Here is a 21,928-nt window from a genome sequence, read left to right as displayed (position 1 = left end):
GGGCGGTGGGCTCAACTGCTTTCGCGCTCGATCAGCTGGCATTGCAGCAGGTTCAGGCGTTGCACCGTGCCGGCCACTGGCAGCACTCCCAGGCTCTCCAGCACCCGGGTCGCGGCCAGTACGCCGATCTGAAGCGCCGGTGGCTGGATGGTGCTCAGGCTGGGCAGCAGCATCTGCGCAAAGGGGTAGTCGCCAAAGCCCAGCACCGCACATTCCTCGGGGATCTTCAGCCCGGCTCGTTGCCCCGCCAGCAGGCCGCCGGCCGCCAGGTTGTCGTTGGCGAAGATGATCGCGTCGGGGCGTTCCGGGTTGCCCATCAGCGCTTCCATGGCCTGTTTGCCGGCCTCGAAGGGCGCGCGGTCGGCATCCGGGGCAAACACCCGGGGCGCCAGCCCCAACTCGGCCAGCGTTGCCAGATAGCCGTCGCGCCGCTCCAGGGCACTGAAGTCTCCCGGGGCGCTGTTCTGCACGAAGGCGATGCACCGGTAGCCTTTGGCGTGCAGGTGGCGAGCGGCCGTGACCCCTACCTGAAAGTGCGAAAAGCCGATCTGCAGCGGTTGGCGCTGGGGCTGGTAGTCCCAGGTTTCGATCACCGGGATCTCGGTGTCGGCGAGCATCTTTTCCGTGCCCGGGCTATGGAAGTGGCTGGTCAGTACCAGGGCTGCCGGCGACCAGCCGAGAAAGGCCCTTACCGCGCTCTCCTCCTGCCTTGCGTCGAAGTAGCTGGAAGCCAGCAGCAGTTGGTAGCCATGGCGGCTGAGGGTGTCGCTGAAGCCCTGGATGGTCTGGGCGAAAATCGGCCCGGAAATGTTCGGGATGACCATGGCGACAATCCGCCCGCGGGCCGAGGCCAGCCCGCCGGCCACCAGGTTCGGTACATAGCCGAGTTCGGCGACCACCGCGGCGATGCGTTCACGGCGCTCGGGGGAAACACTGTCGGGCTGGTTGAAATAGCGCGAAACGGTGATCGCCGAGACCCCGGCCTGGCGCGCCACGGTGTTCAGGGTTACGCGGCCGGCGCCGCGGCGCTTGCGGCCAGGCGCTTGGTCAGAGGTCATGAGCGCATCCCTTTGGCTGAACAAAAAGGCATATAAAAGTAATTTTTCAGTATTGGACGCTCTATCAAGAGCCTGTCGATACTGGCGATGTTAGCGCTAACAAAGCGCCATGTCTGCTACTCGCTCGAGCGAATGCCCAAGATAGTTTTCAGGCGCTGCCGGCACAGATCGGCAGCGGTTCGGGGCATTTTTCAGCAGGTGCAGCATGCAGAACTTTCTTGGGGAACAGCACAGTCTCACGCAGTCGATCCGCGGTGCCACGCCATTGCGACCCCATCTGGGCTGGTTGCTGGCGGGGCTGGTTGCCTTGCCGCTGCCGGCGGCTTTTGCCGCTGACAGCGGCGCCAGCGCACAGGATCAGGAACCGACCCTGAAGTCGGTGACCGTCACCGCCACCCGCCGCGAAGAATCGCTGCAGAAAGTCCCGGTGGCGGTCTCGGTGGTGGAGGGCGAGCAACTGGAGCGGGATAACCGCAACGGCGTTGCAAGCATCGTGCAGCAGGTGCCATCGCTGAACTTCCGCACGGGTGCCTCGAACAAGGACACCTCGCTGTTCATCCGTGGCGTGGGCACCATTTCCACCTCACCGGGGGTGGAGCCCACGGTGGCGACGGTGATCGACGGCGTGGTCTACGGCCGCCCCGGCCAGGCCACCCTGGACCTGCTGGATCTGGAACGGATCGAAGTCCTGCGCGGGCCCCAGGGCACCCTGTTCGGCAAGAACGCCTCGGCCGGGGTGCTGAATGTCATCACCAAGGCGCCTACGGCCGAGACTCATGGCTACATCGACCAGGCCTACTACAGCGGCAATGAAAGCCGCACCCGTTTCGGCATTGGCGGCAGCCTGATTCCCGACACCCTCAAGGGCTCGTTCACCACCTTGTTCGGCAGTTACGACGGCAATGTGGATAACCGCCACAACGGCCAGGAGGTCAACGGCTACAACCGCAAGGGCGTGCGCGGCAAGCTGGAGTTCACCCCCAGCGAGGACCTCAAGTTCACCTTCGCGGCGGACTACATGCAATCCCATGATGACGCCCCCAACGGGGTGGTGAGCAAGGCCCTGACACCTGCCTTTGCCAATGCCCTGAACCCCGTGCGCGCCAGCAGCGACAACCGGGACATCAACACCGACACCCGTACCCATGTGGACGATATCAACAAGGGCCTTTCCGGCCAGCTGGACTGGAGCCTGGGCGACTACACCCTGACCTCGATCACCGCCTGGCGCGGCTGGAACAATACCCAGTACCAGGACGGCGACCGTCTTGGCACGGTCACTGCGGCTTTCCCCGGGACCGCCGACAAGGGTGACCTGGACTACAACCAGTACTCGCAGGAGCTGCGCCTGGCATCGCCCAAGGGGCGGTTCCTGGAGTACGTCGGTGGTCTGTTCTACATGCACGGCAAGGATGAAGAAACCTACCAGCGCACCCTGACCACGACCACCGGCGCCAACCGGGGCATTGCCGACTACAGCACCACCAACGACAGCTACGCGGTATTTGGCGAGAGCACCCTGAATTTCACCGAGGACTTTCGTGGCATCGCCGGCCTGCGCTGGACCCACGATGACCTGAAGTACGATCACCGCCGGGTCTCGACTTCGGCGACCACGGTCAGCGGTATCCAACCGGGCACTCAGAGTTCCGGCTCGGTGGACGAGGATGGCTGGTCCGGGCGCCTGGGCCTGCAATATGACCTCAGCGCCACGGTCACCAGCTACCTGACCTATTCCCGGGGCTACAAGGGCCCGGCCTACAACGTGTTCTTCAACATGCAGCCGCGGGACACCCAAGCACTGAAACCCGAAACCTCCAACACCTGGGAGGTGGGGATCAAGGCCAGCAGCTGGAACAACCGGCTGACCACCAACCTCGCGGTGTTCCACAGCGAATACGACAACTACCAGGCCAACTTCTTCGACACCGTGGCCGGGCAGGTAGTGACCCGCCTGATCAATGCCGGGAGCGTCAGCAGCGAGGGCGTGGAACTGGATTACGCCCTGCAGGCCACCCAGCAACTGAAGTTCTCCGGGGCCCTGGCCTACACCCGGGCGCGCATCGACGAATTCGCCTGCCCGGCGGGCGCGGCGGCTTCGTGCAATGTCAACGGCAAGCCGTTGCCCTTCAGCCCGGACTGGAAAAGCTACGTGCGCGCCGACTACAGCATTCCCCTGGATAACGGCCTGGATATCGAGTTGGGCACTGACTACAGCTGGCAAAGCGAAGTGCAGTACGACATCAGCCAGAACCTCGACACCCGGGAGGGCGCCTACGGCATCTGGAACGCCAGCATTGCCCTGGCCGACTACAACGATGGCTGGCGCGTGGCATTGCTGGGCAAGAACCTTGCCGACAAGTCCTATTCGCCCTTGCTGGCCAGTGGCGGCAACTACATCTACCGCGCCGTGCCCCGGGATGACGAACGTTATTTCGGCGTGCAGTTGCGCAAGGATTTCTGATGCCCTGCCGTTGTAGGAGCCGGCTTGCCGGCGAATGGGTCGGCGAGCTGGGAGCAGGTCCCGAGGGCGCTTTCGCTGGCAAGCCCGCTCCTACAGCGGGCTTTGGCGGTGCCCTTTTTGCAGCATGAAACAAGGAGTGATCCATGTCCCGTTCCACTCGCCAGCTCAAGCTCGGTGCCTTTCTCATGGCCACCGGTCACCACGTTGCCGCCTGGCGTCATCCGGATGTTCCGGCCCAGGCAGGGCTGGATTTTGCCGTCTATAAAAAACTGGCGCAGATCGCCGAAGCCGCGCGCTTCGATGCACTGTTCGTCGCCGACAGCCTGGCAGCCCCTACCGGCCCCATCGCCAGCCGCATGGCCCGCTCCGATTACTTCGAACCCTTGACGTTACTGGCGGCCCTGGCGGCCGTGACCGAGCGAATAGGGCTAATTGCCACTAGCACTACGAGCTATAACGTACCGTACCACGTAGCACGTAAATTTGCGTCGCTGGACCATCTTTCAGGTGGTCGGGCGGGGTGGAACCTGGTGACTTCCGACAATGCCGCCGAAGCGCGGAATTTCGGCCGGGAGGAACATTTTGGGCACGCGGAACGTTATCGCAGGGCCCGGGAGTTCCATCGGGTGGTCACCGGGCTCTGGGACAGCTGGGAGGACGACGCCTTTGTCCGCGACAAGGCCAGTGGCAAGTATTTCGACCCAGACAAGCAGCATTTACTGGACCATCGCGGTGAATTCTTCCAGGTCAAAGGGCCATTGAATGTGGCGCGCCCACCCCAGGGATACCCGGTGATCGTCCAGGCCGGTTCTTCCGAGAGCGGTCGTGAGCTGGCGGCCCAGACCGCCGAAGTGGTATTCACCGCCCAGCCTTCCATGGCCGCCGCGCAGGCCTTCTATGCCGACCTGAAAGGGCGCCTGAAGCAGTACGATCGTAGTACGCAATCCCTGAAAATCATGCCTGGGGTATTCGTGGTGGTGGGGGACAGCGAAAGTCAGGCCCGGGAAAAGTTCGAAGCCTTCCAGGACCTGGTGGAGCCCGAAGTGGGCGTGGCCCTGTTGGGGAGGATGCTGGGCAACTTCGACTTGTCCGGCTACCCGCTGGATGCACCGTTGCCGGCGCTGCCACTGACCGAGAGCGGCCAGCAGAGCCGCCAGCAATTGCTCACCGAGCTGGCCGGCAAGGACAACCTGACCCTGGCCCAGCTGGGGCGCAGGATTGCCGGTGGCCGTGGGCACTACAGCCTGATCGGTACGCCCGGGCAGATAGCCGACGAACTGCAAGCCTGGTTCGAGGAGGGCGCGGCCGATGGTTTCAATGTGCTGGTGCCGCATCTCCCTGGTGGGCTACGGGACTTTGCCGGCGGGGTGATTCCGGAACTGCAGCGGCGCGGGCTGTTCAGAACTGAATACGAGGGCCGAACCCTGCGGGAAAACCTGGGGTTGGCGCGACCGAAAAATCAGTTTGTGTGACAACGCGGCTGGCGCAGGGGCCGGCTTGCCAGCGAAGGCGCTCGTGCTGGTTAAGGCTTGCGGGCCTTTGGCCGGCAAGCCGGCTCCTACCGTGGGGCGCTTTGATCGACGTTAGTCGTTTTGGAAAGACCTGACTCAGAGAGGATTCGATGACTTACATAGCTGCTGAAAACCGCTACGACTCCATCCCCTATCGCCGTGTCGGCCGCAGTGGCCTGGTACTGCCGGCGCTGTCCCTGGGGCTGTGGCACAACTTTGGCGACAGCACGCCGATCGACACCCAGCGTGCCTTGCTGCGCACCGCCTTCGACCTGGGGATCAACCACTTCGACCTGGCCAACAACTACGGCCCGCCCTACGGCAGCGCCGAAATCAACTTCGGCCGCCTGCTGCGTGAAGACTTCAAGGCCTATCGCGATGAATTGATCATCTCCAGCAAGGCCGGTTGGGACATGTGGCCCGGGCCTTACGGCCAGGGCGGCGGTTCGCGCAAGTACGTGCTGGCCAGCCTCGACCAGAGCCTGCAGCGCCTGGGCCTGGACTATGTGGATATCTTCTATTCCCACCGCTTCGACCCGGATACGCCGCTGGAGGAAACCGCCAGCGCCCTGGCCACCGCCGTGCAGCAGGGCAAGGCGCTGTATATCGGTATTTCTTCCTATTCGGGGGCCAAGACCCGGGAAATCGCCGCGTTGCTCAAGGAGTGGAAGGTGCCGCTGCTGATCCATCAACCGGCCTACAACATGCTCAACCGCTGGGTCGAGAAGGACCTGCTGGACACCACCGAGGAACTCGGCGCCGGGGTCATCGCCTTTACGCCGCTGGCCCAGGGCCTGCTTACCGACAAGTACCTCAATGGCATTCCCGAGGATGCGCGGGTCAATCGTCCGGGGGGCGGCTCGTTGCAGGCTTCGCACTTGTCGGAGGCCAATATCGCCCATGTCCGCGCGCTCAACGAGATCGCCAAGAACCGCGGCCAGAGCCTGGCGCAACTGGCCCTGGCCTGGACCCTGCGCGACCCGCGGGTGACCTCGGCGCTGATCGGTGCCAGCCGGCCGGAGCAGATCATCGAGAACGTCGGGGCGTTGCAGAACCTGAGCTTCAGTGTCGAGGAACTGGCGGAAATCGATCATTTCGCCAAAGAAGGGCGCATCAACCTGTGGGAAAAACCTTCGACGGCAGAGTGAGGTAAGTCTGCCCCTGCACCGATAAAACAGCCCCCGGCAGAGCGATCTGCCGGGGGCTGTTGGCTTTGCCGCCTGGAGCGGGGCGGCAGGCGTCGTTACCTGGTCGTGCTGCTGACTTTCAAGGAGGACGGATTGCCGGCCACAGTGCGGTCCTGGGGATCATCGAGGTCGACCTTGGCGGTCACCGACAGGCCCGGCCGCAGGCGTTCGAGGCCGGACTGGTTGGCGTCGAAGCGAATGCGCACCGGCACCCGCTGGACGATCTTGGTGAAGTTGCCGGTGCCTGGTTCGAAGGGCAGCAGGGCAAAGGTCGAGCCTGAACCCGGAGCCAGGCTTTCCACGGTGCCGGTGATGCTGACGCCTGGCAGGGCATCGATCTTGATCTGCGTCGATTGCCCCGGGTACATGTGCTGGGTCTGGGTCTCCTTGAAGTTGGCCAGTACATAGAGGTCATGCAGCGGCACCAGGGTCAGCAGGCGCGAACCCGGTTGCACGTAATCGCCAACCTGGATCTGCCGATTGCCGACGGTGCCGTCCATCGGTGCATAGATGGTGGTGTGGCGCAGGTCCTGCTGGGCCAGTTCCAGCCGCGCCTTGGCGGTTACCACCTTGGCCTTGGCCATCTGCAATTGCGCTTGCAGGCGTTGCCGTTGCGCGGTGGTGACCGCAAGGTCGTTCTCCGCCACTTGCAACATGGCCTGGGCGTAGGCCAGGCCTTGTTCGGCGGAGATGGCCTGGGTGCTGTATTTCTCCACCTCGTTGCGCGCCACGGCGCCGGTGGTGACCAGGGTATCGAAGCGATTGCGCTCCGCACCGGCACGCTTGGATTCGGCCTGGTTGGTGCGGATCGAGGTGCGCGCCGCCTGCACGCGGGCACTGGCCAGGCGCTGCTCGGCGTCCTGGATGGTCAGCGCGGCCTCGGCCAGGGCGACCTGGGCCTGGTTGTCCGCCAGATCGCCTTCGGCCAGGGATACCCGGCTGTCGAACTCTTCGCTGTTGATGCGCACCAGGGGCTGCCCGGCGGTGACGTTCTGGTGATCCTTGACCAGCACCTCTGTCACCAGGCCATGGACCCGCGGCGCGACGGAGGTCGCATCGGCGGCGATGTAGGCATCGTCCGTGGCCTGCGTCGACGGCGCCATCAGCACCCAGCCAACCCCGACTGCTACCAATGTCAGGGCGATAGCGCCGGCGATCAGCGGGCGCTTGGAACGCTTGCGCGGCTTCTCGGACTCTTGGGCGGCTTGCAGGATGGCGTTCTGAGTCTGGGTGCTCTGCTCCATGTTGAAGCTCCATGCTGTTTTGAATTACGATCATAATATTCACATGTCGGTCGCAATACTACAGGGAAGTACCTACCGTGACGACAAGCGCAACTGACCTCTCCGAAGCGGGTGCCCAGCCCGGCCAACAGTCCACCAAGCGCAAGTTTCTGGTCTTCACGATCATGGCTTTCGGCATGTTCATGGCGCTGATCGACATCCAGATCGTGGCGGCCTCGCTCAACGACGTGCAGGCCGGGCTCAGTGCCGGCCCTGATGAAGTGAGCTGGGTGCAGACCGCCTATCTGATTGCCGAACTGATCATGATTCCCTTCTCGGCGTTTCTTGCCCAGGCGATTTCCACCCGCTGGCTGTTCGCTGCCAGCGCGGCGTTCTTTACCCTGTTCAGCGTGGGTTGCGGGATGGCCTGGAACATCGAGTCGATGATCGTGCTGCGGGCCCTGCAAGGCTTTGCCGGCGGGGCGATGGTGCCCACGGTATTCGCTGTGGGGTTCGTGTTGTTCGAAGGCAAGCAGCGGGCGATGGTCCCGGCAATCCTTGGCATGACCGCGGTGCTGGCACCGACCCTGGGCCCCACGGTGGGCGGCCTGGTGACCTTCTACCTGGACTGGCGCTGGATCTTCTTCATCAACGTGCTGCCGGGGCTGGTGATCTGCATCGGCGCGGCGTTGCTGATCGATGTGGATCGCCCGGACCTGTCCATGCTGCGGCGTATCGACTGGCTGCATTTCGTCGCCATGGCGCTGGCCCTGGGGTGTTTTGAATACGTGCTGGAGGAGGGGCCGCGCAAGGACTGGTTCAGCGATACCGGGATCGTCATCGCGGCCTGGGTGTCCCTTGTGTCCTTTGGTTTGTTCATCGAGCGCTCGTTGTATTCGAACAACCCGATCGTGTCCCTGGTGCCGTTTCGCGACCGCACCTTTTCCATTGCCTGCCTGTTGAACCTGGTGATCGGTTTTGGCCTTTATTCGTCGACCTACCTGGTGCCGGTGTTTCTTGGCCGGGTGCGTGGCTTCGATAGCCTGGAAATCGGCACCACGGTTTTTGTCGTGGGCATCGGGCAGTTGGTCAGTACGATTATTGCTGCCCGGGCCTCGGAAAAAGTTGATCGGCGCCTGATCATCTCGGTGGGTTTCCTCGGCCTGGCGCTGAGCCTGTGGCTGACTTCCCGGGTCACCTCCAACTGGGGATTCGATGAGTTGCTGGTGCCGCAGGTGGCGCGTGGGCTGTTCCTGATGCTGTGCATCGTGCCGAGCGTGAACATGGCCTTGAGTTCGTTCCAGGGGGTTGAACTGCGCCAGGCCTCCGGGCTGTTCAACCTGATGCGCAACCTGGGCGGCGCCATTGGTATTGCTACGGTCAACACCTGGCTGCAGGACGATGCCCGGACTCAGGTCCTGCGCCTGTCCGAGTCGCTGGGGAGCAAGGCTGTCGCCGCCCAGGAACTCATGGGCCAACTGGCGCTGAAGATTGCCGCCGATACACCGGATGCCAGCCACGCTTTCCTGATGGCTCAGGGCATTCTCGGCCGCCTGGTGGGGCGTGAAGCGCTGACCCTGGCCTTTGGCGATGTGTTCCGCCTGATGGCGATGATGTTCGTGGTGGCGTTGTTGCTGGTGCCGTTGTGCAAGGTGCCCCCGGCCGTGCCAGGCGCAGCCGAGGAGGAGAAGTGATAAGCAGCCGGGGCCTAGATGATCGGCGGCCCGGAGCGGGTCTTGCGCAACTGGCTGGGGGTGCAGCCCATGTTTTTCCACATCAGGCGGCGTAGAGCGGTGGAATCGGCATAGCCCACTTTGAAAGCAACTTCTTCAATGCTCATATTGGTGGTTTCCAATAAGCTTTGAACATGTTGCAGGCGAACTTTCTGAATGAAGGCCATGGGCGGCTTTCCCGTGGCGCTACGAATTCTGCGGGATAAGGTCTTCTCGGTTATACGCAAGTGTTCGGCAATGGTGCTCAGTGGCGGAACGTTGGGCAGGCAATCCTCGATGAACTTCTCCATTAACAAAACTTCACGGTTTTCCGTTTGCAAGTTGGACAGGGCCATGTAGTGATATTGCGCCGGTCGACCATCTATCAACAGATAACGCATGGTCAATTCAGCAATCTGATTGCCCATCTTATTACGCAATATGTAGAGCATTAGATCCATTTGCGACATGCCTGCGCCTGCTGTAATCATATTTCCGTCATGAATAAGCATGCGTTTTGTGTCGAGTATCGCTTCGGGATAACGCTCTTTGAAAGTTTCATACAGTTGCCAATGAGTGGTGACCGTATGCCCCTCCAGAACCCCCGCCTCACCCAGGACGAAAACTGCTGAACAGGACGCCGCCGTCTGCTGCCCGCGGCGGTGATGGTCATGCACCAACTGGCTGAGCTTGCGGATATCGGCGTGCCCGAGCCGGGTGATCAGTTCGCTGGACAGGCTTAGCCCAGGCAGCCTTTTTTCCCGGCGACAGCCAAAGAAATCCAGCTCCTGGGTGTTCTCCAGCCCCAGTCCCGGGATCACCAGCATGCTGCCTTCGATGGCCTGGACCTTGTCCAGTGGCTGGGCATCCAGGCGCATGCCGTTGCGCATGCGAACCGATTCGCTGCTGCCGATAATCTTCCAGGTGATGGTTGGCCGGCCCATGACTTCGGCGACCTGGTTAGCTGTTCGCAGCACATCCAGGGTGATCGCGACACTCGATCCCATGGCACCTTCCAGCGCAATAAGCGTGAGCACATCCATGTCCATTTTCTCCCTGTAAGTGTCCATTTGTGCATTAGCAAAATATACAAGCTGGTGGCAGACTTCTCAACGCATCCAGATTTCACTTTCCTGCCCACGCTATTCCCTGTGGGACATAAAAAAATATGCATTCATCAAGTGAATGCGTTGCTCTGTCAATAAAATGACATCTTTGTCTACTGCCTAGTAAGAGCTCCCCTTCTTAGGGGCGTTTGTTCGGTTCCTTAGTGCTGAAAATAATAAACGACCTCCAGGTCAATATATGGCTCTCCATTTAAAAAGGATTTTGAATGAACTACGCCGTGCCTCGTGATTATCTTAATGATGTCAATCCAGCCATCTCAGCGCATGTAGCAGTTGATGATCTGCCGTTGGCTGAAGTCCCGGGCATCGAATGTTTAAGTTCGGTTACCGAAGTACTGGCCTATCGCGCATGGCGGCAACCCGATGCCATTGCCTTCATCCATCTGCTCGATGGCGAGCGGGAGGAGGCGTCGATCAGCTACGCCGAACTGTGGAAGCGTAGTCAACGATTGGCCGCCGCGCTGCAGATCTTCGAGCCCCGTGAAAAACGGGTGCTGATGCTGTTCGAGACCGGTATCGACTACATCGTTTCACTGTTCGGCCTGCTGCTGGCCGGTGCCGTGGCGATCCCGGCCTTTCCCCCAGTGGGGACCCGGGGGCTGGAGCGGCTGGCACTGATCTGCGCTGATGCCCATCCGCAACTGGTGCTCACCAGCTCGCGCTTCATGCGGTCCCAGGAGCGGGTCAACGCTCTGCTCCAGGGTGATTTGCCCGCGCCCCAGTGGGTTGACCCGGAGCAGTTGGCCGAGGCGGATTCATCCTGGCGCGGGCAGGCGCTCGCCCACGGCCAACTGGCCCTGCTGCAATACACCTCGGGCTCCACCTCGGCGCCCAAGGGCGTGATGCTGACCCACGACAACCTCTACAGTAATTGCCGCAGTGCCAGCCAGTGGATGGGCCCGGCCAGGAATCGCGTGGGTTGCAGCTGGCTGCCGCCCTATCACGACATGGGCCTGATGGGCGGAATCCTGCAGCCGATCTTCGATGCCTTCCCTACCGTGCTCATCAGCCCCGGGCACTTTGTCCAGCGGCCGCTGCGCTGGCTGGATGCGGTGTCCAGGTACGGCGCCGACGTCACCATCGCGCCCAACTTCGCCTTCGACCTGTGTGTCGAAAACATCACCGACGAGGAACTGGCAGAGCTCGACCTGAGCAAGCTCAAGGCTATCTATTGCGGGGCCGAGCCGGTGCGCCAGAGCACCCTGGCGCGCTTCTCCGAACGTTTTGCCGCCGCCGGCTTCAACCCGGCGGCCCTGGGCCCCTGCTACGGGTTGGCCGAGGCCACCGTACTGGTCTCGGGCAAGCGCCACGATGAGCCGGCGTTCAATACCCAGGTGGATCGGGACCAACTCGCCAGTGGCACCCTGGCCATCGTCGATGCCGAGGATGCCCGGGCCCTGCCGCTGGTCAGTAGCGGCAGGGTCGCCCCGGGCCTGCGTGTGGCGATTGTCGACCCTGTCAGCCTGCAACCGGTGGCGGACGGCCAGATCGGCGAGATCTGGGTCCAGGGCGACAACGTGGGCGCCGGCTACTGGGGCAAGGAAGCGCTGAGCCAGCAGGTGTTTCGCGCCAGCCTGCCGGGCATCCATGGGCGTTTCATGCGCACCGGCGATCTTGGCGCGCTGCACCGCGATGAGCTGTTCGTCACCGGGCGCCTCAAGGACCTGATCATCATTGCCGGGCGCAACCTGTATCCCCAGGACCTGGAGCTGGCGGTGGAAAGCGCCGACCCGCGCATCCGCAGCAACGGCTGCGTGGCGGTGGGCATCGATAACGGTCAGCAGGAACAACTGGCGATCGTGGCCGAGGTCAAGCGCAGCGAGAAACTCGATGAAGCCCAGCAGGAACAGCTGCGCCAGGTGATCACCAGTGCGCTGGTCAGCCAGTTCGGCGTGGCCCCGGCGCGCATCCACCTGGCGCCCATGGGCGGCATTCCACTGACCACCAGTGGCAAGGTCCAGCGCCAGGCCACCCGCAAGGCCCTGCTCAACGACACGCTGGCGCGCTATGGCGCCAGTCGCGCGGCTGCGGCACCTACCCTTAAAACTGCTACGGATGCCCTGTCATGACGGCCATGAATCCTCATATCGACCGCACCGGCCAGCGCGAGCGGCAATTGGCCTGGCTGACGGTCGCAACTCCGGCAGTGGGCACCGTGGTGGCCCTGGTGCTGGCCTGGCATCAGGGCATCGGCTGGCTGGAAATCGGCGCGCTGGCCAGCATGTACCTGCTGACCGCCCTGGGAGTGGAAGTGGGCATGCACCGGTTCTTTTCCCACCATGCGTTCAAGGCCGGCCCGGTGATCACCGCATTCTTCGGCATCGCCGGTTCGATGGCGGCGCAGGGCCCGATCCTGTTCTGGGCGGCGACCCATCGCCAGCACCACGCCTTCACCGACAAGGAAGGCGACCCGCATTCGCCGCGTCCGCTCAAGGCGGGTTTTATCGGCAATATCCAGGGCTGGTGGCACGCTCACCTGGGCTGGCTGTTCAGCCTGCGCAAGCAGAACTGGAGCCAGTTCGTGCCGGACCTGCTGCGCGATCGACTGATCATGCAGATCAACCAGCGCTACTACCTGTGGATCATCCTCGGCCTGCTGCTGCCCAGCCTGGCATGCGGGCTGATAACCCGCAGCTGGGAGGGCGCGCTCAGCGGCCTGCTGTGGGGCGGCTTCGTGCGGATCTTCCTGGTGGACCACGCCACCTGGTGCATCAACTCCTTTGCCCACCGGGTTGGCGGCCGCGACCACAAGACCCGGGATACCAGCCGCAACGTGTTCTGGCTGGCGATTCCGACGGTAGGGGGCGGTTGGCACAACAACCACCATGCCTTCCCGGCGCTGGCCCATGCCGGCCTGAAACCCTGGCAGTTGGATATTGGCGGCCTGTTCATCGAGCTGCTCGCCCTCTGCGGCCTGGCCTGGGATGTCAAACGGCCCGGCCCGACCGTGGCTGCAGAACCTTCAGAAAGCTGATTGCCGGTCCCTACCTCACAGGAAGCAATTCATGGACGAGATACTCACCAACACAGCGACACCAGAGGTCGGCGGGGTTGCCCAGCTGAGCCCGAGTGCGGCCAGGACCAAGGCGCGGATCGCGCTGGCAGTCATGCTGGTGCCCCTGTTCGGGACTTTCGAGGCAATCCGGCTATGGTTCACCGGCCAGGTCCATGCCCTGGATTTCATCCTCTTCGCGGTGTTCTACGCGGTGCAGATGTTCGGGGTTTCCATGGGCTACCACCGTTACCTGGCCCATCGTGCGTTCAAGACCTCGCGGCTGATGAGCAGCCTGATGCTGATCGCCGGTTGCATGGCGGCCCAGGGGCCGATCCTGTTCTGGGTCACCACCCATCGCCGGCACCACACCTACAGTGACCAGCACGGTGACCCGCATTCCCCCAACCTCATGGGCCAGAGCCGCTGGCAACGGGCCAAGGGGCTGTGGCATGCGCACATGCCGTGGATGCTGGCCCCGGACATGTCGAGCTGGAACTTCTTCGCCCCGGACATCCTGCGCGACCGCCGGCTGTTCTTCTACAACCAGACCTACCTGTTCTGGGTGGCCCTGGGGGTAATCCTGCCAGGGGTGATCGGCGGGCTGGTCAGCCAGAGCTGGTCCGGTGCCTGGAGCGGCCTGATCTTCGGCGGCCTGGCGCGGATCTTCGTCGCCAACCAGGCGGCCTGGTGTGTGGGCTCCATCTGCCACCGCTACGGCGCTCGCCCGTTCGTGACCCACGACCAGAGCACCAACAACTGGATCGTGGCCTTCCTCACCTTTGGCGAGGGGCTGCAAAACAATCACCACGCATTCCCTGCCTGGTACCGGCATGGCGTGCACTGGTGGGAGCCCGACCTGTCGGGCTGGACACTGGCGTTAATGGGCAAGCTGAGACTGGTCTCAGACCTGCGTTCCCCGTCCCAGGCAATGATCGACAAAGTCCGCAAGCGCCAGGCCTCGTCCTGAAACGCCCAATCGGCTGATCGTATTAACCACCTCACTCATCAAGGAAGATCCTATGTCCAATTTCATCTCCAATTTGCTGAGCACTCTGAGCTTCTCAGAGAAAAAACAGGCGGCGGTCGAACTCAACGAGGACAGCATCAAGCATTGGCTGGTGCAGAAGATGGGCGCGCTCTTGAAGATCGATCCTTCCCAGGTCGATACCGCCCGCAGCTTCGAGTCCTACGGCCTCGATTCGCTGGTAGCGGTGAAAGTGGCGGGTGACCTGGAGAAGTTCATGGAGCAGCGCCTGTCGCCGGCCCTGCTGTTCGAATACTCCAGCATCGATGACCTGTCCAAATACCTGGCCAATGAACTGACCACATCCGAAGTTTGACTTCGCAGGAGCTTGGCCATGGCCATTGCACAGATGCCCTCGCAAAAAAACGATAAATTCAATGACCTGCTCCGACGCTCTCAGGAGATCGAGGGCCTGCGTCTGACCGACGCAATCCCCAAGCACCTGTATCAGCCGCGGGTATGGCGCGGGATGCTCAGCTTCGTCGTCAGCTACATGCTCTACATCGGTGCCATCGTGGCGGTCGCCCACGTGCACTGGATGTTCTACCTGCCGCTGTGGCTGGTGGCGGGCCTGGGCGGCTGGGGCCTGTTCTGTGTCGCTCACGATTGCGGGCACAACTCGTTCTCGCGCAACCGCAGCTTCAACCACATCCTCGGGCACATCGCGCTGCTGCCGTTGCTGTACCCGTTCCACGGCTGGCGCCACATGCACAACATGCACCACGCCAACACCAACAACCTGGAAATGGACGTCGACTGGCGCCCGGTGCTGCGCGTGCAATATGACGCCATGCCCTGGTGGGACAAGCTGGTCTACAGCAGCACCCGCACCTGGCTGTTCTGGCTGGGCACGGTCAACTACCAGCGTCACTCGGGCTTCCGTCCGTCGATGTTCCACAAGCTCGAAGCGCGCAACGAAGTGCGTCGCTCGATCCTGTTCATGGTGGTGGCTGCGCTGATCTACCTGCCGACCCTGGTCTACTTCACCGGCTTCACCGGCCTGTTCCTGTACTTCATCGCCCCGTGGCTGGCGACCCATGCCTGGTTCAGCCTGACCACCATGATGCACCACATCAGCGACGAGACCCCGTTCCTCACCAAGGAACACTGGAGCTTCAACAGCAGCCGCCTGCTGCTGACCACCGACTACATGTACCCCAAGTGGCTGCTGTTCCTGACCCACTACATTTCGGTGCACACCGCGCACCATGTGGCGCCGATCATTCCCCACTACAACCTGCCCGAAGCCCAGGCCGCGTTGAAGACGGCCTTCCCCGGCATGGTCCGGGAAAAGCCCATGACCGTGCAGGACGTGTGGCACGTGGCGCGTAGCTGCCACCTGTACGACCCGGTGAACGGTTTCTATGAGTCCTTCGACCAACCAGCCCAGGCGGCCGGTGACCCGAGCACCCCCGGAGCCCGGGCCGCCAACGGCCCGTTGACCATGAAGCAGCAGATGCTGCGCAGCTACATGGGCGTGCTGGGATCGGTGTCGCTGGAGACCGCCGGGGCCAAGGCCACCGACCTGTTCGGCTACACCCGGGAATACATCAAGCAGCCGGACAAGGAAATGAGCCCCCTGGGCGCCCAGCGTTTCCATATCAAGGGTATCCCCGGCGTTCCCCATGGCTATCAGTGGGGCACGGGCAACCAGACCATCCTGCTGGTCCATGGCTGGGGTGCGGACAGCCGCAGCCTGTATTCCTTCACCCGGGTCCTGCAGCGCCAGGGCTTCAAGGTCGCGACCTTCGATGCGCCGGCCCACGGCATCTCGCCGGGCTCGCTGAGCACCATGACCGAGTTCAAGGACGCGGTGAAAGCGGCGATTGTCGCCCTCGGTGACGTGGTGGGTATCGTTGCCCATTCCCTAGGCGGGATCGCCGCCACCGGAGCCCTGGCCGAACTGGCCGAGACTCATCGGATCAAGGCCCTGTGCCTGCTGGGCTCGCCGGCCAACCTGCCGGTGGTGATCCAGCGCTGGGCCAACGGCTACCTGAAGCTCAAGCCGGCGGTGGTCCAGGCCATGCACCGGGAACTGTGGAAACGTAACGGCGTGCCGGTGGAGCACTGGGATATCCCGGCGCTGGGCAACGCCCTGCAACTGCCAACCCTGGTGCTGCATGACCTCAACGACCCGATCGTGCCGTTCTGCGAAGCGCAGCAGATCACCACGCTGATGCCATGGGCCAAGCTGGAGCCGGTGTCCGGGCTCGGGCATGTGCGGATCCTCTCCGATGCCGCGGTGCTGGAGCAGGTGGCGCAGTTCCTCGTGGAGAACGTCAAGGTGGCCGAAGTGGCTCAGGCCAGCGCATGAGAACAACGCATAACCCTTTGATGATGGTTGACCACCCATGAGCACCTACGCTGAAAACGCTGTGGCCGAGTCCGGCCTGTGGATGTGCCTGATCTGTGGCTGGATCTACGATCAACGCCTTGGCGATCCGGATTCGGGGGTGCCTCCGGGCACCGCCTGGGACGACATTGCCGAGGATTGGACCTGCCCGGAATGCGGCGTGAGCAAGTTGGACTTCAACATGGTGAAGCTGTAGCCCAGCGCTTGAATTCTGTAGTCGATGAGGAAGGAAGATGGCGACCCAAGAGCCAAGGCCGGCACCTGCCAGGGGCCGGCGCAACAGCTTCAGGAAGATGCTCTTCAAGGGCATTTACAACGGGGTTCTGGGGCTGCTTCGCTGCAGCTTCTGGATTGAGTCGCGGCTTTTTCCCCAGCGCGCTGCAGCACGGGCGCTGAAGATGTTCACGACGCCACAACGGCTGCGCCAGCATTTTCCGCAGACCTTGCCCAGCGCCACGGTGCAGGACCTGGAAACCGACCAGGGGCGCCTGCGCTGCTTTCGCTGGACTCCACCGCAGGTCCGGCGCCGGGTGGTGCTGGTGCACGGTTGGAGTGGCGCCAGCACCCAGTGGCAGTACCTGATCCCGCTGTTGCTGGAGGAGGGCTGCGAGGTCCTCTCCTTCGACTGCATCGGCCATGGCGGCAGCGGCGGTCGGCAGGCCTCGCTGCCGACCTTCGTCAGCATGCTCGACCAGGTGCAAAAGCAACTGGGGCCCTTCGACACCGTGATTGGTCACTCCCTGGGCGGCGCTGCCGCCGGGTATGCCTTGAGCACTCCGGTCGGCAAGGGTTTCCAGCGGGCGGTCCTGGTGGCCGCGCCGGCCGATATCGAAAACGTGGTCCGGCGCTTTGGCGCATTTTTGTGGATCAACGATGACGTCAGGCAACGCATGCAACTTCTGGTTGAGCAACGCTATCAGAAGGACATGGCTAGCCTGGCGGTCAGCCGTTATGGGCGCCAGGTGGAGGTCCCGGTGCTGCTGGTGCATGACCAGCAGGATCAGGAAGTCCCGGCAGATGACCTGCAATCCTTCGCCGAAGGCTTGCGACACCGGCGAGTCTTGCAGACTCGCGGGTTGGGCCATCTGAAAATTCTCAAGGACAGCGCGACCATGGAGGCCGTGGTCGAGTTTGTCTGTGCAAAGGACGGCAACCTATGAGTGAAAGTTACGATGTGATCGTTATTGGTGCGGGGCCCGGCGGCTATGTCGCCGCCATCCGGGCCGCGCAACTGGGGCTCAAGACAGTCTGCATCGAGCGCTACAAGGGCAAGGATGGCAAGACCGCCCTGGGCGGGACGTGCCTGAACGTTGGCTGCATTCCCTCCAAGGCACTGCTGGACAGTTCCCACCACTACTACGAAGCGCGCAACGGCTTCGAAGTGCACGGCATCGGCATCAGCAATCCGCAGATGGATGTGCCGGCCATGCTGGCGCGCAAGGACAACGTGGTGCGCAATTTCAACGGCGGCATTGCCTCGCTGTTCAAGGCCAATGGCGTGGCCCTGCTGGAAGGTCACGGCAAGCTGCTGGCCAACAAGGAAGTGGAAGTCACCGCCGCCGATGGCAGCACGCAACGCATCAGCGCCGGCAATATCATCCTGGCTCCCGGCTCGCGGCCGATCGACATTCCCGCGGCGCCCCTGGCCGGCGAGGTGATAGTGGACTCCACCGGCGCCCTGGAATTCACCCAGGTGCCCAAGCGCCTCGGGGTGATCGGTGCCGGCGTCATCGGCCTGGAACTGGGGTCGGTCTGGGCACGCCTGGGGGCTGAAGTCACAGTGCTGGAAGCCCTCGACAGCTTCCTCCCGGCGGTGGATGCGCAGATCGCCAAGGAGGCGCAGAAGATCCTCGGCAAGCAGGGCCTGGATATCCGCCTGGGCGCCCGGGTGACGGCCTGCGAAGTGCAGGGCGACAGCGTCAAGGTCAGCCTCAGTGAGGCCGGCGAGGACAAGCAGCAGGTGTTCGACCGGCTGATCGTCGCCGTCGGTCGCCGCCCCCTGACCACCGATCTGCTGGCCGCCGACAGCGGCGTGCACCTGGACGAACGCGGTTTCATCCACGTCGATGGCCAGTGCTGCACCAGCGTTCCCGGGGTGTTCGCCATTGGCGACGTGGTACGCGGCCCGATGCTGGCGCACAAGGCTTCTGAAGAGGGGGTGATGGTGGCCGAGGGGATTGCCGGGCATCGGCACCCGTTGAATTACGACCTGATCCCCTCGGTAATCTACACCCACCCGGAAATCGCCTGGGTCGGCCAGACCGAGCAGGCCCTCAAGGCCGAGGGCGTCGAGTTGAACATCGGCACCTTCCCGTTCGCTGCCAGCAGCCGGGCCATGGCGGCCAACGACACCGCCGGGCTGGTCAAGGTGATTGCCGATGCAGGCACCGACCGCGTGCTGGGCGTGCATGTGATCGGGCCGGGCGCGGCGGAGCTGGTTCAGGAAGGGGCCATCGGCATGGAGTTCGGCACCAGCGCCGAGGACCTGGGGATGATGGTGTTCTCCCATCCGACCCTGTCCGAAGCCCTGCATGAAGCCGCGCTGGCCGTGAATGGCCAGGCGATCCATATCGGCAATCGCAAGAAGAAAGCCCCCGCCGGCGTCAAATAGCCAGTGGCCCCGGCCCCGCTCATGCAGCGCGGCCGGGGTTTGCTGCATCCCCGCGTTTCAGCGCAAGAACGGCACATCCCCAAGAATGGTCGCGCGCTGCATCACCCGGCGCTGTGGACGGTAGTCGTCCACCGCATAGTGCTGGGTCACGCGGTTGTCCCAGAAGGCAATGTCGTTCTCCTGCCAGCGCCAGCGAATGGTGAATTCCGGGCGGGTGGCGTGGGCGAACAGCAGTTGCAGGATGGCTGCGCTTTCGCTTTCCGACAGCTCGTTGATCCGGGTGGTAAAGCCGTCGTTGACGAACAGCGACTTGCGCCCGCTCACCGGGTGCGTGCGGATCACCGGGTGCGACAGCGGCGGGTTCTTGCGCCGGGTTTCTTCCCAGCGCGCCAGGTCCTCGGGGGTGTTGCCGAAGCGCTCCAGAGGGAAGGACTTGGTGAAGTCGTGGGTCGCGGTCAGGCCCTGCAGCAGATTCTTCATCGGCTCCGACAGCGCCTCGTAGGCGGCAATGCCGCTGGCCCACAGGGTATCGCCGCCGAACTCCGGCAGCAGCTTGGCGCTGAGCACCGCGCCCAGGGCCGGGGTCGGCAGAAAGGTTACGTCGGTGTGCCAGATGGCGTTGTCGCGTACGTCGGTCTCGGCGGTATCGAGGATCAATACCTCCGGCTGCTCCGGCACATTGGGGTAGATCGGGTGGATGTGCAGGTCGCCGAAGCAGGCGGCGAAACGCGCCTGCTGCTGCGGGGTGACCGGCTGGTTGCGAAAGAACAGTACCTGGTGCTTGAGCAGCGCCTGCTCGATGGCGTCACGATGTTCGATGCTCAAGGGCTGGCTGATATCGATGCCGCCGATCTGGGCGCCGAGGGCGGAGCTTAGAGGAGTGATGGTCAGGCTCATGGTCGTTCTCTTGTACGGCGCCGGACGTCGGCGTGGTCGGATTCGGTTTATCTGCATCAATCTTGAAATCGCTGGCATGCACGGCTACAGACAACCGGGGCAATCGACGCAAGGCAGGCGCCAGTCAGTGGCTCTGGCCATGCCAGGGCACCAGCTTGCGCTGCAGGGCGCGCAGGCCCATTTCCATGGCGAAGGCGATCAGGGCAATCACCAGGATCCCCAGCACCACCACATCGGTGACCAGGAATTGCGCGGCGGACTGCACCATGAAGCCCAGGCCGCTGGTGGCGGCAATCAGCTCTGCCGCCACCAGGGTCGACCAGCCCACGCCCAGGCCGATGCGCACGCCGGTGAGGATGTCCGGCAAGGCGCTGGGCAGGATCACATGGCGAATCAGCTGGGCCCGGGTAGCCCCCAGGGACTGGGCGGCGCGCAGCTTCGCCGGGTCCACGGTGCGCACGCCGGTGGCGGTGGCGATGGCGATCGGGGCGAAGATCGCAAGGTAGATCAGCAGCACCTTGGACAGCTCGCCAATGCCGCACCAGATGACGATCAGCGGCAGGTAGGCCAGGGGCGGAATCGGCCGGTAGAACTCGATCAAAGGGTCGAGCACGCCACGGGCGATGCGGTTGGCGCCGATGGCGATGCCCACCGGAATCGCCGTCAGCACGGCAAAGCCCAGGGCCAGGCCGATGCGTTGCAGGCTCGCCGCCAGGTGCTGCCATAGGGTGGAATCCATGTAGCCGCTGGTGGCCAGCAACCAGCCCTTTTGCAGCACCGCAGAAGGGGGCGGCAGGAACAGCGGCTCGATCAGGCCGGTGGCGGTGACGGCCCACCACAAGGCCAGCAGGGCGATCAGGGTCAGCACGCTGATCCAGCGGGTGCTCAGGCTGCGGCGCACGATTTGTGGCGCTTTGGGGTTGGCATCGCCAGTGGCGGTGGCGGGAATCTCGTAGCTGCTCATGGCCGCTCCTGCTGCTGGGTGGCGCTGCGCTGGGAGAACACCCGGGCCAGCACGTTTTCGCGGGTTTCGATGAACCGCGGGTCGGACTTGATCGCCCGCGCCGACTCGCCGGCGGCGTAGCGCTGGCCGAAGTCCAGGTTCAGGCGTTCGACGATCTGCCCCGGGTTGGGCGCCAGGAGAATCAGGTCGGTGGCCAGGAACACCGCTTCCTCGATGTCGTGGGTAATCAGGAACACCGGCTTGGCAGTGCGCCGCCAGACTTGCAGCAACAGCTCCTGCATCTGCTCGCGAGTGAAGGCATCCAGGGCACCGAAAGGTTCGTCCATCAGCAGCACCCGCGGGTCGGCCGCCAGGGCGCGGGCCAGGCCCACACGCTGCTTCTGGCCACCGGAGAGCTGCCAGATGCGGCGCTTGTCGAAGCCGGCCAGGTCCACCAGGGCAAGCATTTCCCGAGCCCGGGCTTCGCGCTTGTCGCGGGCCACGCCGGCCAGCTCCAGGCCGAAGGCGACGTTGCCCAGCACGTCCTGCCAGGGCAGCAGGGCATCGTCCTGGAACACCACGCCGCGTTCGGCGCTGGGGCCCTGCACCGGTACGCCATCGAGCTGGATGCGCCCGGCGCTGGGTTCGACGAAGCCGGCAATCAGGTTCAGCAGCGAGGTCTTGCCGCTGCCGGAAGGGCCCAGGGCGACCAGCAGTTGCTGTGGCCCCAGGGTCAGGGAAATATCCGCCAGCACCGGTTCGGCGGCGCCGGGGTACTGTGCGCTGATGCGCTCCAGTTGTAGCAAGGCCATGACGGCTATCT

18 protein-coding genes are annotated in these 21,928 nt (G+C 63.5%); 12 read left to right on the top strand and 6 right to left on the bottom strand.

From position 1 onward, the window contains the following. Nucleotides 1-11: 11 nt before the first annotated feature. Nucleotides 12-1,058, bottom strand: coding sequence for a LacI family DNA-binding transcriptional regulator (locus M2395_RS27860; protein ID WP_123431247.1), 1,047 nt, complete (start codon nucleotides 1,056-1,058; stop codon nucleotides 12-14). Nucleotides 1,059-1,263: 205 nt separating this feature from the next. Between M2395_RS27860 and M2395_RS27855 the strand changes: the two genes are divergently transcribed. From M2395_RS27855 to mgrA, 3 genes are all read left to right on the top strand, one after another. Continuing rightward, nucleotides 1,264-3,522, top strand: a complete 2,259-nt coding sequence (locus tag M2395_RS27855) for a TonB-dependent receptor (RefSeq protein WP_123431246.1) — start codon at nucleotides 1,264-1,266, stop codon at nucleotides 3,520-3,522. A 143-nt stretch (nucleotides 3,523-3,665) separates the two neighbouring features. After that, nucleotides 3,666-4,994 (top strand): LLM class flavin-dependent oxidoreductase, encoded by a 1,329-nt coding sequence (locus tag M2395_RS27850; protein WP_123431245.1) that lies wholly within the window; start codon nucleotides 3,666-3,668, stop codon nucleotides 4,992-4,994. A gap of 149 nt (nucleotides 4,995-5,143) precedes the next feature. Further along, complete coding sequence (mgrA, locus tag M2395_RS27845) at nucleotides 5,144-6,181, top strand: L-glyceraldehyde 3-phosphate reductase (RefSeq protein WP_019094917.1); 1,038 nt, start codon at nucleotides 5,144-5,146, stop codon at nucleotides 6,179-6,181. Nucleotides 6,182-6,276: 95 nt separating this feature from the next. Here mgrA and M2395_RS27840 read toward each other — a convergent pair whose 3' ends face one another. After that, complete coding sequence (locus M2395_RS27840) at nucleotides 6,277-7,464, bottom strand: HlyD family secretion protein (protein WP_011058638.1); 1,188 nt, start codon at nucleotides 7,462-7,464, stop codon at nucleotides 6,277-6,279. A 77-nt stretch (nucleotides 7,465-7,541) separates the two neighbouring features. Between M2395_RS27840 and M2395_RS27835 the strand changes: the two genes are divergently transcribed. Beyond that, nucleotides 7,542-9,137 carry a DHA2 family efflux MFS transporter permease subunit gene (locus M2395_RS27835; RefSeq protein WP_123431244.1) on the top strand — a complete coding sequence of 532 codons (1,596 nt, stop codon included), beginning with the start codon at nucleotides 7,542-7,544 and terminating at the stop codon, nucleotides 9,135-9,137. Between the two features lie 14 nt (nucleotides 9,138-9,151). Here the strand turns inward: M2395_RS27835 and M2395_RS27830 are convergent, their stop codons facing one another. Beyond that, nucleotides 9,152-10,198 (bottom strand): GlxA family transcriptional regulator, encoded by a 1,047-nt coding sequence (locus M2395_RS27830; protein WP_011058640.1) that lies wholly within the window; start codon nucleotides 10,196-10,198, stop codon nucleotides 9,152-9,154. 371 nt (nucleotides 10,199-10,569) lie between these two features. Here M2395_RS27830 and M2395_RS27825 point away from each other — a divergent pair, with 371 nt between their 5' ends. From M2395_RS27825 to lpdA, 8 genes are all read left to right on the top strand, one after another. Continuing rightward, complete coding sequence (locus M2395_RS27825) at nucleotides 10,570-12,351, top strand: fatty acyl-AMP ligase (protein ID WP_041115188.1); 1,782 nt, start codon at nucleotides 10,570-10,572, stop codon at nucleotides 12,349-12,351. Further along, entirely contained in the window at nucleotides 12,348-13,256 is a 909-nt protein-coding gene (locus tag M2395_RS27820; RefSeq protein ID WP_015633759.1) for an acyl-CoA desaturase, read from the top strand. Before M2395_RS27825 ends, M2395_RS27820 begins: the two co-directional genes overlap by 4 nt. A gap of 31 nt (nucleotides 13,257-13,287) precedes the next feature. Continuing rightward, the gene (locus tag M2395_RS27815; RefSeq protein ID WP_015633760.1) at nucleotides 13,288-14,244 is read left to right on the top strand and encodes an acyl-CoA desaturase; all 957 of its coding nucleotides are present in this window, start codon (nucleotides 13,288-13,290) and stop codon (nucleotides 14,242-14,244) included. Nucleotides 14,245-14,296: 52 nt separating this feature from the next. Beyond that, nucleotides 14,297-14,617, top strand: a complete 321-nt coding sequence (locus M2395_RS27810; protein ID WP_011058644.1) for an acyl carrier protein — start codon at nucleotides 14,297-14,299, stop codon at nucleotides 14,615-14,617. 18 nt (nucleotides 14,618-14,635) lie between these two features. Continuing rightward, nucleotides 14,636-16,615 carry an alpha/beta fold hydrolase gene (locus tag M2395_RS27805; RefSeq protein ID WP_015633761.1) on the top strand — a complete coding sequence of 660 codons (1,980 nt, stop codon included), beginning with the start codon at nucleotides 14,636-14,638 and terminating at the stop codon, nucleotides 16,613-16,615. 37 nt (nucleotides 16,616-16,652) lie between these two features. Continuing rightward, the gene (locus tag M2395_RS27800) at nucleotides 16,653-16,850 is read left to right on the top strand and encodes a rubredoxin (RefSeq protein WP_011058646.1); all 198 of its coding nucleotides are present in this window, start codon (nucleotides 16,653-16,655) and stop codon (nucleotides 16,848-16,850) included. 202 nt (nucleotides 16,851-17,052) lie between these two features. After that, complete coding sequence (locus M2395_RS27795) at nucleotides 17,053-17,814, top strand: alpha/beta hydrolase (RefSeq protein ID WP_169892889.1); 762 nt, start codon at nucleotides 17,053-17,055, stop codon at nucleotides 17,812-17,814. Next, the gene (gene lpdA / locus M2395_RS27790) at nucleotides 17,811-19,265 is read left to right on the top strand and encodes a dihydrolipoyl dehydrogenase (RefSeq protein ID WP_123431243.1); all 1,455 of its coding nucleotides are present in this window, start codon (nucleotides 17,811-17,813) and stop codon (nucleotides 19,263-19,265) included. The genes M2395_RS27795 and lpdA overlap by 4 nt, the downstream gene beginning before the upstream one ends. A gap of 57 nt (nucleotides 19,266-19,322) precedes the next feature. Here the strand turns inward: lpdA and tauD are convergent, their stop codons facing one another. From tauD to tauB, 3 genes are all read right to left on the bottom strand, one after another. Next, entirely contained in the window at nucleotides 19,323-20,162 is an 840-nt protein-coding gene (gene tauD / locus M2395_RS27785) for a taurine dioxygenase (RefSeq protein ID WP_041751907.1), read from the bottom strand. 124 nt (nucleotides 20,163-20,286) lie between these two features. Further along, nucleotides 20,287-21,126 carry a taurine ABC transporter permease TauC gene (tauC, locus tag M2395_RS27780; RefSeq protein WP_123431242.1) on the bottom strand — a complete coding sequence of 280 codons (840 nt, stop codon included), beginning with the start codon at nucleotides 21,124-21,126 and terminating at the stop codon, nucleotides 20,287-20,289. Beyond that, on the bottom strand, nucleotides 21,123-21,917 hold the full coding sequence (gene tauB / locus M2395_RS27775) for a taurine ABC transporter ATP-binding subunit (protein WP_123431241.1): 795 nt from the start codon (nucleotides 21,915-21,917) through the stop codon (nucleotides 21,123-21,125). Before tauB ends, tauC begins: the two co-directional genes overlap by 4 nt. Nucleotides 21,918-21,928: the final 11 nt, after the last annotated feature.

It is taken from the genome of Pseudomonas sp. BIGb0176, from assembly GCF_024810175.1.
GTDB lineage: Bacteria > Pseudomonadota > Gammaproteobacteria > Pseudomonadales > Pseudomonadaceae > Aquipseudomonas > Aquipseudomonas protegens.
Note: the sequence above shows the minus strand (reverse complement) of the source record. Positions and strands in the feature narration are given on the sequence as shown.

Excerpts from the sequence above, each read along its gene's own strand:
- M2395_RS27815 (WP_015633760.1), top strand. The coding sequence starts at position 13,288 with ATGGACGAGATACTCACCAACACAGCGACACCAGAGGTCGGCGGGGTT.
- M2395_RS27820 (WP_015633759.1), top strand. The coding sequence starts at position 12,348 with ATGACGGCCATGAATCCTCATATCGACCGCACCGGCCAGCGCGAGCGG.
- M2395_RS27795 (WP_169892889.1), top strand. The coding sequence starts at position 17,053 with ATGTTCACGACGCCACAACGGCTGCGCCAGCATTTTCCGCAGACCTTG.
- M2395_RS27805 (WP_015633761.1), top strand. The coding sequence starts at position 14,636 with ATGGCCATTGCACAGATGCCCTCGCAAAAAAACGATAAATTCAATGAC.
- mgrA (WP_019094917.1), top strand. The coding sequence starts at position 5,144 with ATGACTTACATAGCTGCTGAAAACCGCTACGACTCCATCCCCTATCGC.
- tauD (WP_041751907.1), bottom strand. The coding sequence starts at position 20,162 with ATGAGCCTGACCATCACTCCTCTAAGCTCCGCCCTCGGCGCCCAGATC.
- M2395_RS27840 (WP_011058638.1), bottom strand. The coding sequence starts at position 7,464 with ATGGAGCAGAGCACCCAGACTCAGAACGCCATCCTGCAAGCCGCCCAA.
- M2395_RS27850 (WP_123431245.1), top strand. The coding sequence starts at position 3,666 with ATGTCCCGTTCCACTCGCCAGCTCAAGCTCGGTGCCTTTCTCATGGCC.
- M2395_RS27855 (WP_123431246.1), top strand. The coding sequence starts at position 1,264 with ATGCAGAACTTTCTTGGGGAACAGCACAGTCTCACGCAGTCGATCCGC.
- M2395_RS27810 (WP_011058644.1), top strand. The coding sequence starts at position 14,297 with ATGTCCAATTTCATCTCCAATTTGCTGAGCACTCTGAGCTTCTCAGAG.
- M2395_RS27860 (WP_123431247.1), bottom strand. The coding sequence starts at position 1,058 with ATGACCTCTGACCAAGCGCCTGGCCGCAAGCGCCGCGGCGCCGGCCGC.
- tauC (WP_123431242.1), bottom strand. The coding sequence starts at position 21,126 with ATGAGCAGCTACGAGATTCCCGCCACCGCCACTGGCGATGCCAACCCC.
- M2395_RS27830 (WP_011058640.1), bottom strand. The coding sequence starts at position 10,198 with ATGGATGTGCTCACGCTTATTGCGCTGGAAGGTGCCATGGGATCGAGT.
- M2395_RS27800 (WP_011058646.1), top strand. The coding sequence starts at position 16,653 with ATGAGCACCTACGCTGAAAACGCTGTGGCCGAGTCCGGCCTGTGGATG.
- lpdA (WP_123431243.1), top strand. The coding sequence starts at position 17,811 with ATGAGTGAAAGTTACGATGTGATCGTTATTGGTGCGGGGCCCGGCGGC.
- tauB (WP_123431241.1), bottom strand. The coding sequence starts at position 21,917 with ATGGCCTTGCTACAACTGGAGCGCATCAGCGCACAGTACCCCGGCGCC.